This is a genomic window from Rossellomorea aquimaris (assembly GCF_000935355.1).
Lineage (GTDB): Bacteria > Bacillota > Bacilli > Bacillales > Bacillaceae_B > Rossellomorea > Rossellomorea aquimaris_B.
In genome coordinates this window covers 147,199-164,968 of sequence record NZ_JXZC01000006.1, presented here as the reverse complement: position 1 = coordinate 164,968, position 17,770 = coordinate 147,199, and the positions used below count along the sequence as shown (strand labels likewise).

General features: G+C 41.1%; 19 protein-coding genes. 1 reads left to right on the top strand and 18 read right to left on the bottom strand.

The genetic code is table 11. The annotated features are described in order from the left end of the window. Nucleotides 1-263 precede the first annotated feature (263 nt). The 15 genes from recO to rpsU all read right to left on the bottom strand — a co-directional run bounded on the left by recO (nucleotide 264) and on the right by rpsU (nucleotide 12,395). Nucleotides 264-1,016 carry a DNA repair protein RecO gene (recO, locus tag TV75_RS15100; RefSeq protein ID WP_044339615.1) on the bottom strand — a complete coding sequence of 251 codons (753 nt, stop codon included), beginning with the start codon at nucleotides 1,014-1,016 and terminating at the stop codon, nucleotides 264-266. Between the two features lie 45 nt (nucleotides 1,017-1,061). Beyond that, nucleotides 1,062-1,205, bottom strand: coding sequence for a YqzL family protein (locus TV75_RS21590; RefSeq protein ID WP_082051301.1), 144 nt, complete (start codon nucleotides 1,203-1,205; stop codon nucleotides 1,062-1,064). Between the two features lie 111 nt (nucleotides 1,206-1,316). Further along, nucleotides 1,317-2,237, bottom strand: coding sequence for a GTPase Era (era, locus tag TV75_RS15095; RefSeq protein ID WP_044339614.1), 921 nt, complete (start codon nucleotides 2,235-2,237; stop codon nucleotides 1,317-1,319). After that, a complete protein-coding gene (locus TV75_RS15090) occupies nucleotides 2,230-2,628 on the bottom strand; it encodes a cytidine deaminase (RefSeq protein WP_034757514.1) in 399 nt (132 codons plus the stop codon). The genes era and TV75_RS15090 overlap by 8 nt, the downstream gene beginning before the upstream one ends. 250 nt (nucleotides 2,629-2,878) lie before the next feature. Then, nucleotides 2,879-3,277 carry a diacylglycerol kinase gene (locus TV75_RS15085; protein WP_044339613.1) on the bottom strand — a complete coding sequence of 133 codons (399 nt, stop codon included), beginning with the start codon at nucleotides 3,275-3,277 and terminating at the stop codon, nucleotides 2,879-2,881. Beyond that, nucleotides 3,252-3,725, bottom strand: a complete 474-nt coding sequence (gene ybeY, locus TV75_RS15080) for an rRNA maturation RNase YbeY (protein WP_044339612.1) — start codon at nucleotides 3,723-3,725, stop codon at nucleotides 3,252-3,254. Before ybeY ends, TV75_RS15085 begins: the two co-directional genes overlap by 26 nt. Next, on the bottom strand, nucleotides 3,722-5,881 hold the full coding sequence (locus tag TV75_RS15075; RefSeq protein WP_044339611.1) for an HD family phosphohydrolase: 2,160 nt from the start codon (nucleotides 5,879-5,881) through the stop codon (nucleotides 3,722-3,724). The genes ybeY and TV75_RS15075 overlap by 4 nt, the downstream gene beginning before the upstream one ends. Before the next feature lie 209 nt (nucleotides 5,882-6,090). Next, nucleotides 6,091-7,050: a PhoH family protein gene (locus TV75_RS15070; RefSeq protein WP_044339610.1), complete on the bottom strand. Its 960-nt coding sequence runs from the start codon at nucleotides 7,048-7,050 to the stop codon at nucleotides 6,091-6,093. Between the two features lie 3 nt (nucleotides 7,051-7,053). Then, the gene (yqfD, locus tag TV75_RS15065) at nucleotides 7,054-8,241 is read right to left on the bottom strand and encodes a sporulation protein YqfD (RefSeq protein WP_044339609.1); all 1,188 of its coding nucleotides are present in this window, start codon (nucleotides 8,239-8,241) and stop codon (nucleotides 7,054-7,056) included. A gap of 11 nt (nucleotides 8,242-8,252) precedes the next feature. Then, nucleotides 8,253-8,537, bottom strand: a complete 285-nt coding sequence (gene yqfC / locus TV75_RS15060; RefSeq protein ID WP_034757499.1) for a sporulation protein YqfC — start codon at nucleotides 8,535-8,537, stop codon at nucleotides 8,253-8,255. Nucleotides 8,538-8,594: 57 nt separating this feature from the next. After that, on the bottom strand, nucleotides 8,595-9,059 hold the full coding sequence (locus tag TV75_RS15055; protein WP_044339608.1) for a hypothetical protein: 465 nt from the start codon (nucleotides 9,057-9,059) through the stop codon (nucleotides 8,595-8,597). Between the two features lie 29 nt (nucleotides 9,060-9,088). After that, a complete protein-coding gene (gene floA / locus TV75_RS15050) occupies nucleotides 9,089-10,090 on the bottom strand; it encodes a flotillin-like protein FloA (RefSeq protein ID WP_044339689.1) in 1,002 nt (333 codons plus the stop codon). Nucleotides 10,091-10,117: 27 nt separating this feature from the next. Continuing rightward, nucleotides 10,118-11,398, bottom strand: coding sequence for an NfeD family protein (locus TV75_RS15045; RefSeq protein WP_437176715.1), 1,281 nt, complete (start codon nucleotides 11,396-11,398; stop codon nucleotides 10,118-10,120). A 362-nt stretch (nucleotides 11,399-11,760) separates the two neighbouring features. Beyond that, a complete protein-coding gene (locus tag TV75_RS15040) occupies nucleotides 11,761-12,207 on the bottom strand; it encodes a GatB/YqeY domain-containing protein (RefSeq protein ID WP_044339606.1) in 447 nt (148 codons plus the stop codon). Nucleotides 12,208-12,221: 14 nt separating this feature from the next. Next, on the bottom strand, nucleotides 12,222-12,395 hold the full coding sequence (gene rpsU / locus TV75_RS15035) for a 30S ribosomal protein S21 (protein ID WP_032087602.1): 174 nt from the start codon (nucleotides 12,393-12,395) through the stop codon (nucleotides 12,222-12,224). Between the two features lie 334 nt (nucleotides 12,396-12,729). Here rpsU and TV75_RS15030 point away from each other — a divergent pair, with 334 nt between their 5' ends. Then, the gene (locus tag TV75_RS15030; protein WP_044339605.1) at nucleotides 12,730-13,662 is read left to right on the top strand and encodes a Na/Pi symporter; all 933 of its coding nucleotides are present in this window, start codon (nucleotides 12,730-12,732) and stop codon (nucleotides 13,660-13,662) included. Nucleotides 13,663-13,695: 33 nt separating this feature from the next. Here TV75_RS15030 and deoC read toward each other — a convergent pair whose 3' ends face one another. The 3 genes from deoC to mtaB form a co-directional block, all read right to left on the bottom strand. Further along, nucleotides 13,696-14,367, bottom strand: a complete 672-nt coding sequence (gene deoC / locus TV75_RS15025) for a deoxyribose-phosphate aldolase (protein WP_044339604.1) — start codon at nucleotides 14,365-14,367, stop codon at nucleotides 13,696-13,698. Nucleotides 14,368-14,533: 166 nt separating this feature from the next. Beyond that, the gene (locus TV75_RS15020; protein ID WP_044339603.1) at nucleotides 14,534-16,198 is read right to left on the bottom strand and encodes a glycoside hydrolase family 13 protein; all 1,665 of its coding nucleotides are present in this window, start codon (nucleotides 16,196-16,198) and stop codon (nucleotides 14,534-14,536) included. A 235-nt stretch (nucleotides 16,199-16,433) separates the two neighbouring features. Further along, entirely contained in the window at nucleotides 16,434-17,768 is a 1,335-nt protein-coding gene (mtaB, locus tag TV75_RS15015; protein WP_044339602.1) for a tRNA (N(6)-L-threonylcarbamoyladenosine(37)-C(2))-methylthiotransferase MtaB, read from the bottom strand. Nucleotides 17,769-17,770 lie beyond the last annotated feature (2 nt).

Genomic DNA, 17,770 nt, shown 5'->3' with positions numbered 1-17,770 from the left:
GGCGTTCTTTGCCTTTTTGGCAGGGTTGACTTATGACCTCGAGCCTCTAGCCGCCGGAGCTGGCAGACACATAAAGCGGAGGGGCTTTGCCCAGAGGCGACAAGCATAAGGCGAACATACCGGAAAGGCGTTCTTTGCCTTTTTGATATGTTTGACTTATGACCTCGAGCCTCTAAGCCCCGGAGCTAGCAGACACATAAAAAACAGGCCCATTCACCATGGTGAATGGGCCCTTTCTATATCATCACAAGCAGCATTATAAACTAGAATAAGTCCTTTAGGTTATCCATCTGGTCCAGGAACCTTCTGGATTTTAATGTTAAACCTGAATTTTCATCGTAATAAGTCCTGATTACCCGCTTCAATTGACGTTTTGTTTCATCTTTTACCGAAATATTCCCCAATCGATTAAGATCGAAATAGTAAAATACCCTCAGAAGCTTCACAGTGCTTTGCGAGATCGGATAATGATGAGGATCTTCACTCAGACAACGATGACAGATGAATCCATTTTCTTTAAAGGAAAAGGCGAATTCACCATCCGCTTCCCCGCATACACTACATCCATTCAAATGCGGATACAGCCCTAATACAGGGAGCATCTTCATTTCAAATATGTGCATAAGAATTTCAGGATCATAGTCTTCATTTAAATAGTGAATGGTCTTGTAAAGCAGTTCAAATAGAAATGGGTTCGGTTTCCGGTCCTCCGTCGCTTTGTCAAGAAGGTCGACAATGTAAGTGGCATAAGCCGTCTTGAACAAATCTTCCCTTACATGCCTTAACGATTCAACCATCTCTCCCTGCTGAAGAGTCCCCAGCCCACTTCCTTTAATAAAAAGGAAATAACCATATGTAAACAATTGTGAAATGGCGGATAGACGGCTATTAGGTTTTTTTGCCCCTCTAGCCATCAATCCAATCTTTCCAAATTCCCGTGTGTATATGGTAACAATTTTGTTCGACTCACCGTAATGATTGGTTCGAATAACGATTCCTTCACACTTCTGTAGCATATAGCCACCTCCCGACATCAATCCGCCCGGGTGATGACAAACTTATCACGTTAAAGGAAAATCAACTTCCGCTGTTTCTTCTTCAAAGCTGTAAGGATCGTCAACCGTCTCCTTTTCAAGCTCCTTAAAAAGTAAATAGGTGTCTATACTTCCTGTCTGCGAAAAAAATTTCCATGTTAAGTCTAACATAAAAAACCCACCTTTCTGGATTTAAACTAGCAAGACTTCATAAGCTTTCTTGTGATTAGAATGAACATTTTCTCTCTAAAAGATGTGGCCTAAATATTGTTAATTTAATCATCAATATTCGTCATCGCTGAAGCCAAAGTCACGAAGGGTGGAAGATCGGTTCCTCCAATCCTTCTGTACCTTTACCCATAGTTCAAGATAAACCTTTGATCCCAACAGGTTCTCAATGTCTACACGGGAGCGCTTCCCAACTTCCTTAAGCATAGATCCCTGCTTTCCAATCACAATTCCCTTTTGGGAATCCCTCTCCACAATAATGGTTGCGATCACATCGATGAGATCCTTCTCTTGCTTTCTCTCCATTTTATCGATAACGACTGCAATACTGTGAGGGATCTCTTCCCTTGTCAGGTGCAGGACCTTTTCACGAATGAGTTCGGAAACGATGAAACGTTCCGGATGGTCGGTAATTTGATCGGCCGGATAGAATTGAGGTCCTTCTGGTAATTGATCCTTCAATAGTTGCAAAAGATTATCTACGTTATTTCCTTCTAATGCTGAAATCGGAACTGTCGCCGCGAAAGGAAACAGGTCATTGTATTGTTGAATCATTGGCAATAACGCATCTGGGTGGATTTGGTCAATTTTATTAAGAATGAGGAAAACGGGTGTTTTTACCCCTTTCAACTTCTCAATAATGAAGTGATCCCCTTTTCCTAATCCCTCTTCAACGTTCACCATGAACAAAATGACGTCCACTTCTTTTAAAGTGTTCTGAGCAATCTTCATCATGAAGTCTCCCAGTTTATGTTTCGGTTTGTGTATCCCTGGAGTATCGATGAATATCATTTGTGCATCGTCTGTCGTGTAAACTCCCTGAACTTTGTTTCGTGTCGTTTGAGGCTTATCACTCATGATCGCGATCTTTTGACCGATTACACGGTTCAAGAAAGTGGATTTCCCAACGTTTGGTCGTCCGATGATGGAGATGAAGCCTGATTTGTACTCTGTATTACTTCCTATATTACTCATTTAAATCCTCCGGTGAAAAAGCTCCTGGTAATAGTTCTGCAACGGTTAGTTCTTCCACATCGCCTTTAAGGTTTGTCAGGACGACTTTCATTTCTTTCGGGCATAATTCCGAAATGACCTGACGACATGCTCCACATGGTGGCACCGGTCTTGCCGTGTCCGCTACGACCGCAATCATTGAATAGTCTGTATCGCCTTCTGAGTAAGCTTTGAATAGAGCCGTTCGTTCGGCACAATTACACATGCTATAGGCTGCATTCTCGATATTACAACCGTGATAGACCTTACCATCCTTTGACAGAAGGGCCGCTCCCACCTTGAATTTACTATAGGGTACGTATGCTTTTTCTCTCGCTAGTTTAGCTTCTTGTATCAATTGTTCTGCATTCATTCGTTTAACTCTCCTTTTAACCCTTACACATTCATTTTACTACATTTTTCATAAAAGAAAATGGGCTGTTATCATTTTGTAATAAAATAGTTAGATAATTCAAACTATTTATCGATTTTGTCCTTTGCTCCACTTATTCTATACAAGTATAAGAACGTTTTCAAATGAATTAAAGGCTGCAAAAGAGAAATCGTACAATTTCTCTTTTGCAGCCTTTGTTTTTCAGGTATTCGCATCTTCGTTTCTTCCATCAAAGAGCAGAAATAATCTCAAGTAGTTTTGGAAGAAATATGATGGTACCAACAATCGCGGTACAGAACGCAAAGAGTAATACGGCAGCCGAAGCAAGGTCCTTTGCCGCTTTCGCCAGGGGATGGTAGTCTGACGTTGAAAGATCCACTGCTTTTTCTATCGCTGTATTCATTGTTTCAAGTGCCAATACCGAAAACACCAATATAATTAAAATGATCCATTCCAGGGCAGATACTGACAGCATATACGCTAAGATAAAAACAATGATCCCTACACAAGAGTGAATCCTGAAATTCTGCTCCGTGGCCCATACAGATTTAATCCCATCTGCGGCATATCCAAAAGACTTCAAGAACCTGAATAGGCCGAACTTAGTCCCTTTTGAGTCCATATTCATCTAAAATGTCCTTTTGTCTCTGAAACATTTCCTTTTCATCGATTTCTTCCATATGATCATATCCCAATAAATGCAGGAATCCGTGAAGAGCAAGAAAACCCAGTTCACGGGAAAATGAATGATTATATTCTTCCGCCTGCTCTTTGGCTCGATCGATGGAAATGATGATATCACCGAGTACACGTGGAATTTGACCACCTACAATTTCAACTTCGTCTTCTCCCAGTTCTTCAAGAGCGAAGGAAATCACATCTGTGGGCTGGTCCTTATGGCGATATTCACGGTTAATTTCCTGGATTCTTTCGTTCGTCACAAACGTAACCGATACTTCGCTATCATCTTCGACTTCTTCCTTTATTGCTGCAAAGTTTAAGATGTTTTGCACCAAATTTGTTTCCTCATCGGATAATTTCTCTGTTTCATCAATAAAGTCGATCAATAATGTCATGCTTCTTCTCCTTTTGCTTTAAGTTCCGGATATTCGATTCTCGGATGAAAGATTCCATTCAGAGTCTCACAAAGAGATCTCTTGACTGTCTCCAATTGCTTCAATGAAATATCGCACTCGTTAAACTGACCGTCCTGCAGGCGGTCTTGTACAATGGAATGAACAAGCTGTTGAATCTCTCCTTGAGTGGGAGATTTCTTCGATCTGACAGCCGCTTCCACACTATCTGCAATACTGATAATGGCCGCTTCCCTTGTTTGTGGTTTAGGACCGGGATATCGATAATCTTCTTCCTTAACATCTTTCCCTTGTTCCTTTGCCTTATAATAAAAATATTTCAACAATGTCGTTCCGTGATGCTGCTCGGCAATATCTACAATTTCCTTTGGCAGCTTATGCTTACGCAGCATTTCGGCACCGTCTGAAGCATGACTTATAATAACATCCCTACTCGTCTCAGGCGAGACCCGATCATGGGGATTTTCCATATTGAGCTGATTTTCAATAAAAAAATGTGGCCTTTTTGACTTTCCAACATCATGGTAATAGCAGCCGACCCTCGCTAATAGGCCGTTTGCGCCAATGGACTCACATGCAGATTCTGCAAGATTCGCTACCATGACACTGTGATGATAAGTACCCGGGGCATCGGTCAGCAGCTTCTTTAATAATGGTTGTGTAGGGCTTGAGAGCTCAACCAGCCTCATAGAAGAAAGTATGCCGAATCCGGCCTCGAAAAACGGCAGGAAACCGATTGTTAATATAGAGGAACCGATTCCCGATACCAGGGCAAATACGAGATAATACACATATTCGCTATTGGAATAAGAAGTACCGCTTAACAGAACTAAGAACGCCAGGATCAATATATTCACTAGAGCAACGTAAATACCCGCTCTTAAAATATTCGAGCGCTGATTTCGGCTCACTAGAAAGAGAATCCCTGATACACCACTGAATAACGTATAAATAGCGATCTCAATATCGATTGAACCGGAGAACTGCTGATGAAAGATGATACTTGAGCATGCTGATAAAATAAACACCATCATCATGGCAATCCGCTCATTTAATAAAATCCTCAGTATCATACCCGTGAATGCAGCAGGTAAAATAAAGGCAATATCATTGATCTCCATCTGGTCTATTAATCCCACAATCTTCATGATCAGAAGTGAAATCACAAACACGATACTCGTAAGGATTAAATAATTCTGTTTTCGTTCTTCCGTTACTTCCAGAGTATAGAAAAAGTAATACAGCGAACTGATCACGACAAGGACAAAGAGGGCCAGTCCAATATAGGGCTTGAAAGAGAACGTATTTTCAACCATCCCCATGGATTTCAGGATACTGTATACTTTCGGTGTAATCAGGTCTCCATCTTGTACTATGACTCCACCTTCTATGATTTCAACCTTTTGAACATTAACTTCAGCGAGCTTTTTCAACTCATCCGTTTTTTCCGCGTCGTAATACTGAGTAGGCTCAAGGGCAACATTCCCAAGCGCAACAGCCGCTGTAGTCTGATCCCCTTTAAAACTGTAGCTGGTGATCCTTTGCTCTAAATTAAATCTCGCTTCTTTTAACTCATCCTCTTTCACACCATTTTCCATAATGACTTTTAATTGAGTGGAAACAATCGTCTCCATTCGATCCAGGTCTTCTTCTGATGCTTCTAAAAGGGTTTTTAATACGGAATCATTCAAACCATTGGTCACGTTATTATCTTTATCCTTTGGAAGCTTCCCTTTAAGCAGCTTGAGCTGTTCATTTATATCAGCTCCTGGAGAAGGCTTTAGATCCTCGGTTTCTTCACCCTTCGTTTGCGCCTTCACTTCTTTAACACTTTCAATGAGTGAGCGAAGAAGGGATATGGAGTTGTCGACGGCTCCTTCTTTCGTGGTGTAGACATTCGCAACTTCAGCCTTTGCTTCTTCCTTCTTCTTCTCAGTAGCCTCATCATCAACGAATTTCTTAGGAGCCCGTATCGTTGTAGGAGCTTCTTCATACAAATTGATATCCAGGGTTTTCGGTTTTACATTTCCATACAAGACCCCGAAAACAATAATACCAAGTAACACAAATAAGAGATTAGTAAATAGTCGGTAGCTAAGAAAGCTCCTTATTTTGAGTAAAAATGGGTGCGTTTGCATAAAGAACCCCCTGTTATGTAAGTACAATTTCAACCAGTTCAAGGTAAAGAGCTTACAAAAAAGCACGAGTGAAAAATAATCCAGCAATTATGTAAAATGATAACAGTTTTTTACTTAATTATCTATGTTAAACCCTATAAAAAAAGATCGATCCCTGCATGTGTCACCGCTGTTACAGAGTGACACACTGGATCAATCTCTTTACCGCATTACTTTTCTATTGTTTCATACGCATCGATTATTTTAGCGACCAATGGATGACGAACCACATCCGCTTGATCAAGATAAATAAACGATACTCCTTTTACATCTTTTAATATTCTTTCAGAAGAAATTAATCCTGACTCGCTTCCTCTCGGTAAATCCACTTGAGAGCGATCTCCGGTGATGATCATTTTCGAATCAAAGCCAAGTCTGGTTAAAAACATTTTCATTTGTGCTTTCGTTGTGTTTTGTGCCTCATCCAGTATGACAAACGCATCATCCAGGGTACGTCCTCTCATATAAGCCAGAGGAGCAATTTCAATGGTGCCCCTTTCAATCAATCGAGCTGTATGCTCGGCACCCAGTACATCATGCAGGGCGTCATATAGGGGACGCAGATAAGGATCTACCTTTTCCTTTAAGTCACCCGGAAGGAAGCCCAGGCTCTCTCCTGCTTCAACAGCAGGGCGTGTAAGGATGATTTTTTTCACCTGTCCGTTTTTTAACGCATGTACTGCCATCACAACAGCCAGATAGGTTTTTCCCGTCCCGGCCGGACCAATCCCAAACACCATATCGTGTTTCTTGATAGCCTGGATGTATTGGCGCTGCCCCAGGGTTTTCACCCTGATGGATTTACCTTTTGCATTTTTCGTAATTTCTTCATTGTACAAATCCGTAAAGTATTCGAGTGTGCCTTGTTTGCCCATTTCCAGTGCATAGTGAACATCTCTTTGGCCAATATTGATCCCTTTACGTATCACAGCTACAAGTCGATCTGAAACATCAAGAGCGAGACTTACATCTTCTTCTTTACCTGAAACCAGCAATTCTTCGCCTCTTGTTACGATGGAAACGTGTAATTCCTGTTCTATTAATTTAAGGTGAGAATCTGAAACACCGAACAAAGCGATGGCTTCGTTTGGGTTTTCAAGTTGTAATTTCATTAAGATTTCATCTGACATTCGTTAGTCTCCTTGAATAATTGGTTGTCCTACTGCAATGTTTTCTAATACTTTGAAGTGAATTGTTACCCTAACTTTACCATTCTCAACCTTTTCTTGCAAAATTTTTTCATCTGTGACTTCCGCATCCTCAGGGAGGATGGATTCTAAATTACTTTTGGCAAGCTTCTTCGCCGCATCAATGGCTTCTGATTTTGTATACGTTCTCTCTACATCTTCTTTCTCTTTAAAGCTTTTATCAATATAATATATAGGCAGCTCCCATTTAAGAAAACGGAGGTTCTTTTTGTTCTCTTCCTCGATGGACTCTTTGTACTCAACCTTTCCAAATCCCCAAATCGGAATATTGAAAGAACCGATTCCCACATAATGTTTTCTTTTTTCATCACCGCTAAAAACCACAAATCGGGATTTCAATGGTAGATCCACACTAGATTTATACCATGTTTCCCCCATGATCTTCGCCTTGGCCGAAACCCCTTTAGGATCTTTTTCATTTCCGATCAAACCCGATACGAGAAGCTGACCTTTGTTTACATAGTCATTGACGTTCACCTGGGGATCTCCTTCTTCTACAAACATTTGAGTGATGATTGCTTTCTTCTTGGCTACAATATGCTGAAGACCAGACGATTGAGATGGTTCAGGGGCATTCTTCTCAACCACTTGGAAGTGAAAGGTTGTCCCCTGCAGTTCCACCCCTACCCATGTAATATTGTTCATCCTGTAGGATAGCTCTCTTTGAATATTTTCTACATCCGGGAGTGAGAATTGAAGTTTCCCTTTCGATACTCCCATTTCTTCCAGCTCTTTTCTTATACTGTGCTCCGTTTGCGGTGACGCCCCCTTGATTTGGATGTCCCACACCATATTGGAAAGCAGGAACACGATAATGAAGAAAGCAAGTCCACCAATCATGAACCCTGAGTTCTTCAGGGAGCGCTTAATCAGAAATGGAATTCCTTGACCTCTTAGAAATGTCACTTTACACTCTGATGTCCTAACCGCTCTTCGGAAGTTATGTACATCTTCTAAGGATAAGTAAAATGTGATGGTCTCCGTACCGGCTCTTCTCACATTCCAAATCGTGATACCCGCCCGGAGCAATTGATTAATGACCCTCTCAACCAACCTTCCTTCCATTTTCACAAATACCTTTCCTTTCAAAAAGGTAAACCACTGGTTCTTCAAATCGGTCCCTCCTATTGTTCTAAATAGATCACTTCTACGATCTTCCCCTGAAGAAGAATTTCTTCAGGAAGAATCATCTTGATGACAAATTGCTCACCTTTTATTAAAAGTTGACCTTGTTTGAGCAGAAGCCGCACCTCTCGATCCGTGAACGTCAACAGACCGCGATGGTTTTCTATATAGATATGAATTTGTCCAATCATTGTGACGCGAGGAAGGTCCATCATGACATCTTCAGGTAAATCCATTTTCTGTGTCATCCACTTACGCATTTGTTGTAAAAAGCTTTTCGCCATAAAAAAAGAACCCCCTTTCATCTCATATTTATGAAATGAAAAGGGGTTTCATCACTTTTATTTTTGATGATGCCGTTTTTTTGATCGCGGAGGTCCGAATACCTCCGAGAAAATAAATCCTTTTACGATATCATCTCCATTGTTGAAATCAATGTTGAGAGGCGTACCTTTCTCCCGTATCATCTTGGCTCTTGATTGATGAGCTTCCAGTCTGCGGGAATAACGCACTTCTTTCTTTTGTAAGTCTGCATACGTTGATTCTGCTTCCTTCTTCTTTTCTTCAAACCGGGTTTGAATGGAAGAGGCTGCGTCTTTCAATGGTTCTTTGTATTCTCTTGGCAATCTGCTGCGTGCATGTCTCTCCCTCTCCCTTTCCCTCCCTCTTTCATGAGGTTCAGAAGGAGGGGGAGACGCCGTCTGAATCGGCTTTTGCCTTACTGGTTTATTTGAAGGTGACTCTTTCACTTTATTAAAGATCGAAGTGATGAGTCCGATCAGTATGGCAATGATTAAAGGTTCCATGGAGAAAACTCCTTTCTCACAAGGGGATATTACTTATCTTTAGAATTTTTCGGATCATTTTTATCCCCGGTTAGTTTCCCGATCGAGTCTCTCATTTCCGTATCAGCGTCGATATTCTTTAAGTTCATATAGTCCATCACACCGATATTGCCTGATCTGAGCGCTTCAGCCATGGCAAGAGGTACTTCTGCTTCAGCTTCCACAACCTTCGCTCTCATCTCTTCTACTCTTGCTTTCATTTCCTGCTCATTGGCAACGGCCATTGCTCTTCTTTCTTCTGCTTTCGCTTGTGCAATGTTCTTATCAGCTTCCGCTTGTTCTGTTTGCAGTTCTGCCCCGATATTCTTGCCGATATCAACGTCCGCGATATCAATCGAGAGAATTTCAAATGCCGTACCTGCATCCAGGCCTTTTGAAAGGACAGTTTGAGAAATTAGATCCGGATTTTCCAATACTTTCTTGTGATTGTCGGATGAACCGATTGTCGATACAATCCCTTCCCCTACACGGGCAACGATTGTCTCTTCCCCGGCACCCCCGACAAGGCGGTCAATGTTTGCGCGAACCGTGATGCGCGCTTTGGCTTTCACTTCAATTCCATCCATTGCCACACCGGCAATAAATGGCGTTTCAATCACTTTAGGGTTAACACTCATTTGAACTGCTTCAAGTACGTCACGACCTGCAAGGTCAATAGCCGCACAACGCTCAAAGGTTAGTTCAATATTCGCTCGATGAGCCGCAATCAGTGCATTGACCACTCTGTCTACATTACCACCAGCTAGATAGTGACTCTCCAACTGATTGATCGTTACCGTAATTCCTGCTTTATGGGCTTTAATCAATGGATTGATCACACGACTCGGGATAACACGTCTCAATCTCATCCCCACTAGTGTGAAAATACTGATTCTCACTCCCGCTGCAATCGCTGAAATCCACAGCATGACTGGTACAAATGTAAATAAAACAGCTAAAACGATAATGCCCACCACAATCGCAACGAGCAGTAAAATCGTACTTGGTCCTATAACCATATTTTATTACCTCCTAAAGTATTATGAAATGTCCCTTACAACAATCCTTGAACCTTCTACCTTCACTATCTTAACTCTTTCGCCTGCTTTGATAAAGCCGCCTTCTGTCACAGCATCGATTCTTTCATCATCTACAATCACGGTTCCAGATGGTCTTAAAGGCGTTTTGGTTACACCTTCTTTACCGATCAGCTCTAACCGATTGATGTTTGATACATATCCACTTTCTGTGCTAGTTGAATCTTTTAAAATGATTTTGTTAAAAAATTTCATTCTTTTACCAAACACCTTTACAAAGATAATCATTGTCGCAACGGCAACAAGTATAGCGATTAGAAGAGATATCCCCATTTGCACTACATCGCCCCCTGCCAGCATAATACTTGCGAGAATTGCTCCGATGCCAAGTCCGCCTGCAATGCCCCCCGGAAGGAAAAACTCCGCAACGATAAGGGCGGTTCCAATGATAAAGAGGATGATGGTTTCGTAACCGGCAAGTCCCGCCACTAAATGTCCATAAAAGAATAACAGAAGCGAAATCAATCCGATCGAACCGGCAATTCCAAAGCCTGGTGAATACAGTTCAACTATCAACCCAAGGCTCGCCAACGAAAGAAGGATTGGTACAACGACCGGATTTGTAATAAATCGTGCCAGCTTCTCCGCAAAAGTCTCTTCGATAGTTACAATAGAAGACTTATCGACACCAAGAGTTTCATATAATTCATCCAGATTTGCAACGGTCCCTTCTGAGTAGCCGACTTGCTTGGCTTCTTTTGAACCGAGAGTCAGTAGCTCCCCTTTTTCAATCCCCAATTCTTCGATTACTACCGTTTCATCGGCCATGGCCAAAGCATATTGAGGGTCTCTCCCATTTGATTCGGCGGCACTCTTCATGGCAGAAAGCCAGTAACTCTGAGCTTTCTTATCTGCTGCATTCCCCGCCTGATCAATCACTGCAGCAGAACCCATCTGAGCATTCGGAACCATATAGATCTCATCAGCATGAAGGGAGATGAAGGCACCTGCCGATAAAGCATGATTATTGACAAAGGCAACCGTCTTTATCTCCACACCATCAAGGAGCTGACCAATATCACCAGCTGCCGTTACCAGACCTCCTGGTGTATCAATATCAAATATAATAAGGTCAGCATTATTTTCTTCTGCATCACTTATCGCCCTCTCCAGAAATACTTGAAGGCCTTTCTCAACTTCTTTGTGAATAGGTATAACGTATACTTTTTTTGTATTCTCAGCAGAGCTTAACAAGGGCTGTAAAAAACTAAACCCGAGAATCATCATGAAAAATATAAGTAGACCTCTTTTCAACGCAACCCCCTCGTTTCAGGTAATATTCCTTGATACTCTATGTACGGATGAGCTACTAAAATAGTTTCAACTTTATTAAAATTATTATGTAGTTGTGCTCGAATTTATTAATATAGTAAAAAACAGAAAAAGTAGGGTATTTGATGGGTTGACCATTAGATATGATTGATTTTAGACTCTTTACTATCAAATTTGATTCTTTTATTATCGACTTTAATCATTTTATTAACATCTTCCGAAGACTTATTTTCAACTCTTATCGCTCTTATGAACATCCATATAAAGCGGATAAAAAAACCGGAAAGCACCAAGGCTTCCCGGTTTTTCTAATCTTATGATAGATGTTGAAGAACAAGTTTGTTGACGAGAGCTCCATCGGCTTTCCCTTTTAATTTAGGCATGATTGCTCCCATCACTTTGCCCATGTCGGCTTTAGAAGTAGCACCTACCTCAGTTACTGTTTCTTGAACAATAGCAGAGACTTCTTCTTCTGAAAGCTGCTTCGGCATATATATTTCGACGTAAGTCAGTTCTGTTTGAATTTTTTCAACGAGGTCTTCGCGACCAGCGTTTTGAAATTCCTGGAGGGAGTCTTTCCGTTGCTTCACTTCTCGAGAAAGGACAGTCAACTCTTCGTCTTCAGAGAGTTCCTGATTCCCATGTTTAATCGCTTCATTTTGAAGTGAAGCTTTAAGCATACGAATAACAGAAAGCTTCTCTTTTTCTTTATTTTTCATCGCTTGTTTCATATCATCATTTAAACGATTGAGAAGACTCATACTTACACCCTCTCTTAGAACTTACGCTTTCTTGCAGCTTCTGATTTCTTTTTGCGTTTTACGCTTGGCTTTTCATAAAATTCGCGCTTTCTAAACTCTTGTAAAGTTCCTGTTTTAGAAACTGAGCGTTTGAAGCGACGAAGAGCATCTTCAAGCGATTCGTTTTTACGAACAACTGTTTTTGACATCTCTCTTTCCCTCCCTCCGAACACACTACACTTACATGTTAAAGTCAAGAAACGGTTTGTACCAATTTCTTAAGACGCAGATTTTTCTGGCGTCCTTTACTTCACCAATAGGTTATGGCTTTGCCCTTGCAACATTGTAACAAGGGGACAGAAAGTGTATGTCTTTCTTGGATGAATTCTTTATCGTTATAAAGAAATCCATGTACTTTGCCATTATAATATATGATATGTAATAGGTCAACAATTTATCATAAAACACTCTTATAATTAGGCATGTCTCACTCATTTCTTCCATACATTTGTATAAAGCAGGCTGGTTTGTAGGAGGAATGAAATGATTTTACATGGGACAGCGTTTATTTTTTTTATTTTATGTTTTTTGCTTGGAATGACCTGGCTGCGGTCAGGGCTTTTTAATATTGCGAATCAGAAAATTAAAAAATGGCTTCACTTTTTAACAAGCACCCCCACTAAGGGTGTTCTTACAGGAACGGTTGTGACAGCCTTTATTCATAGCAGTTCTGCCGTTATGGTCCTCACTGTGGGACTTGCCTCCTCTGGCTTGATACCGTTCAGACAGACCATTGGAATTATGCTCGGATCCAATATTGGAACCACATTTACCCTTGAAATGTTCACACTGGATATGAATTATCTTATCGTCCCTTCCATGATCATAGGATGCATCCTGTATTTTTTCCCCTCACCTTCCATCCGGAGTACGGGAATGATATGTATCGGGTTTGGATTGATCTTTACTTCGATCCGTGCGATTCAGTGGCTGGCAACACCATTAACTACTCATGAATCCTTGCGCACGTATATCACAGAAGTGAACGAACATGTTGTCCTGGCTCTCTTGATTGGTTGTGTATTAACGGCGATCATTCAATCCAGTACCGTTGTGACAGGGGTGACTATGGGGTTTCTGGCTGCGGGATCCATTGATCTTCATGCAGGAATTGCCATTATGCTCGGAGCAAATGTCGGGACGTGCATTACCGCCTTTATCGCAAGCATTGGCGGAGGTATCCAAGCGAAACTGACGGCTTATGCTCACATATGGCTTAACGTTATTGGAGTCGCCCTCTTTATCCCCCTCATCCCATTACTCGGAACCGTGGTTCAATCTTTAGCTGGCTCACCCGATTTACAATTGGCCCATGCCAGTGTCGTATTCAACATTTTATGCTCGATCCTTGTCCTGCCATTTGCTGATCAATTTGCACGTTTTATTGAAAAAGTTCACCCTCCGAAAAAAAGCTGAACGAGGTATGAGAACCTCGTTCAGCTTTTTTTATTAATAGTCAGAGTCACTTGTTAAACCTTGTACGATTTTCACGCCTGAGCTTGCTCCAAGACGAGTAGCCCCTGCTTCAATCATCGCTTGTGCATCTTCAGCAGAGCGTACGCCGCCTGAAGCTTTCACACCGATTTCAGGCCCAACCGTTTTTCTCATAAGAGCGATATCTTCCACAGTCGCCCCTCCAGTAGAGAATCCTGTGGATGTTTTTACATAATCCGCTCCAGCTTCTACAGCCAATTGGCAGGCTTTCACTTTTTCTTCGTCCGTAAGCAGGCACGTTTCAATGATTACTTTTGAAAGTGCTTTACCTTTAGATGCTGCCACAACAGCTTCGATATCGCGCTTCACCAGTTCATGGTCGCCGCTTTTTAGTGCGCCGATATTGATGACCATATCTACCTCTGTTGCACCCTTTTCGATTGCATCTTTTGTTTCGAATGCTTTCGTTTCAGGGGTGGAAGCTCCCAGTGGGAAACCGATAACCGTACACACTTTTACTTCAGTGCCGCTTAATAATTCGCTTGAATATTGAACCCATGTCGGGTTAACGCATACAGAAGCAAACTTGAATTCTTTCGCTTCCTGGCAAAGTACTTCCACTTGGTCTTTCGTTGATTCAGGTTTAAGTAAAGTATGATCAATCATACTTGCAATGTTCGTAGTCATTCATTATCTCTCCTTTAACAGTTGTCCGTACCTCTCCTATCATATCAAAACAAAGAGAAAAAGACGAGTATTTCTTAATAGCATCTCCAAAAAAAGAAAACCTTTTCATTTATCATAATAAAATAAAAACAACCCCGGTATTCAATGACCAGGGTTGCAATCCTCATTATTTTAAACGGTACACTCTTGCTTCGTATGGCTTAAGAGTTAACATGCTTACATTTTCATGGCTGTCTACATCATAGTTATTCAGTAAAAGATCAGATGAAGAGACTTTTAACTCATCAAGGTCACAAACGGCGTTCTTTGTGGAAAGGTTTGTGATCACGATCATGGATTGAACTTCTCCTGTGCGGGTATACGCATAAATTTGCTTGTCTTTTTCAAGTAGCAGATCATAGCTTCCGTACGTGAAGACATTTTCATTTTTCTTTAATTGGATCATCTTTTTGTAGAAGTTCAGAATGGATTTTTCATCCTTCTCCTGAGCTTTTACATTGATTGTTTTATAGTTTGGATTCACTTTCATCCAGGGTGTTCCGCTTGTAAATCCACTATTTTCTTCGTCTGACCATTGCATTGGCGTTCTGCTGTTGTCACGGGATGATGCCCAGATGATTTCCATGATATCTTTATGCGCTACGCCTTCTTCACGCTTAAGACGATATAAATTCTTAACCGCTACATCATCATAATCTTCTATGGAAGGAAATTGAACATTCGTCATGCCAATTTCTTGTCCCTGGTAAATAAACGGTGTTCCCTGCATTAAGAAATACATGGTTGCCATAGCTGTGGCACTTTCTTTCCAATATTCTTTGTCGTTCCCCCAAGTGGACACAACGCGGGGTTTATCATGATTTTCTATGAATAGTGCATTCCAGCCGTTGCCTTCAAGTCCTTTTTGCCAACGCGAGAGCACCTTTTTCAATTCGACGATGTCTAAGTCAGGATTTGTTTCAGCGTCCCATAAACCAAGATGCTCGAATTGGAAAATCATATCCATTTTACCGTTTTCTTTACCAACCCATAATTCTGCTTCATCAGCCTTCACGCCGTTCGCTTCTCCAACAGACATGACATCATAATTTCCATAGGTGCGATCTTTGAATTCTTTAAGAAACGTATGAATTCCTTTTTGGTTCATATGCATATCGAAAGAAGAAACGTATTTTTCCTTTTTCGGATTTGGCATATCAGGAAGGCCTGGACGTTTTTTAATATGGCTGATGGCATCGATTCTAAAGCCATCGATCCCTTTATCAAGCCACCAGTTGACAGTATCATAAAGAGCATCGCGCACCTCTTCATTTTCCCAGTTCAAATCAGGCTGTTTTGTAGAGAATACGTGAAGGAAATACTGATCTGTCTCTTCGTCATACTCCCATGCCGACCCTCCAAAGATGCTTTCCCAGTTATTCGGCTCCTTGCCTTTTACCCCATCTCTCCAAATATACCAATCGCGCTTTGGATTGTCTTTCGAGCTTTTAGACTCAATAAACCAAGGGTGTTCGTCACTAGTATGGTTAAGCACAAGGTCGATGATCAACTTCATCTCTCTCTTATGAACCTCATTAAGGAGTTGATCGAAGTCTTCCATCGTACCGAAATCTTCCATGATATCCTGATAATCTGAAATATCATATCCATTATCATCGTTTGGTGATTTGTACATTGGACATATCCAAATCACATCGATACCTAATTCTTTAATATAATCCAACCGTTGAATCACGCCCTGTAAGTCGCCAATTCCGTCTCCGTTTGAATCCTGAAAACTTCTAGGATAGATTTGATAGCCTACCGCTTCTTTACGCCATGCCTTTTTCATCGTAACACCTCATCAAAGTATAGTAAGATACAAACGCTTACATTTAATGCAATCGTTTGCACTATAAGTTTAAAAAAAAGAACTATTTCATTTATTATATTGACATTAATAGTTTACAACCTTCTTCTTCACTTATCAATAGATAAATTGATTCTAAGCAAAAAAAGAAAGTGGTTACAAAGTATTATTGTGCAAAAACAAAAAAGCACCCAACTATTGTCAGGTGCCTTGATCGTTAAATTACGGCCTTTTCGTCTGTTTCTTCAAGGACACGTACAAATTGACCTTCGTTTAAAGGATAACCTGCTTTTGTGATCTTCACTTTCACAAGCTTCCCTACCATGTCTTCCGTTGCAGGGAATACCACTTTCAAGTAATTATCCGTGTATCCAACATAGAGATCATCCTGGTATATTTCTTCAGGGATAACTTCTAATACTTCATGTTCAAACTGAGAAGCGTATTCTTTCGCTAATTGGTTCGAAAGTTCAATCAAACGATGAACACGTTCATTCTTGATGTCTTCATCGATCTGGTCATCCATCCTTGCTGCCGGGGTGCCTGTTCTCTTAGAATATGGGAAAACATGAAGCTCTGAGAATTTATGTTCATTGATGAAATTATATGTTTCCATAAATTCTTCTTCCGTTTCACCAGGGAAGCCGACAATGACATCAGATGTAACGGCAAGTCCTGGTAAAGCCTTCTTAAGCTTTTCCAAGCGCTCTGCAAAGAATTCCATCGTATATTTTCTGCGCATTCTCTTAAGGACCGTATTAGATCCGGATTGAAGAGGAATGTGTAAGTGTCTTACAACAATATTGGATTGATCGATCACTTCAATGACTTCATCTGTTAATTGACTGGCTTCAATAGAAGAAATACGGATTCTTTTCAGACCTTTTACTTTTTGCTCCAGGTCTTTTAGAAGCATGGCAAGATTGTAGTCTTTCATATCCTCTCCGTATCCTCCAGTGTGAATTCCTGTAAGGACAATCTCTTTATAACCTGCATCCACAAGTTGTTGAGCTTGATGAATCACTTCTTCAGGATCACGGGATCTCATAAGTCCACGAGCCCATGGAATAATGCAGAATGTACAGAAGTTATTGCACCCTTCCTGGATTTTAAGAGAGGCACGGGTACGGTCCGTAAATGCCGGAACATCCAGCTCTTCGTAGACACGGTTCTTCATAATGTTTGTGACACCATTGATCGGTTGGCGTTCTTTTTTATATTCTTCAATGTACGTTAACATTTTTCTTCGGTCTTGGGTACCCACTACGACATCAACGCCCGGTATCGCCATGATTTCAGCAGGGGACGTTTGAGCGTAGCACCCCGTTACACAGATCACTCCGTCAGGATTTTTCCGGATGGCACGACGAATGACCTGCCTGCTCTTTTTGTCTCCTGTATTGGTTACCGTACATGTATTGATAACATACACATCTGCGATGGAATCATATTCTACACGTTCATATCCTTCTTCTTTGAATAGTTGCCAAATGGCTTCTGTTTCGTAGTGGTTCACTTTACACCCTAGAGTGTGAAACGCTACTGATGGCATTA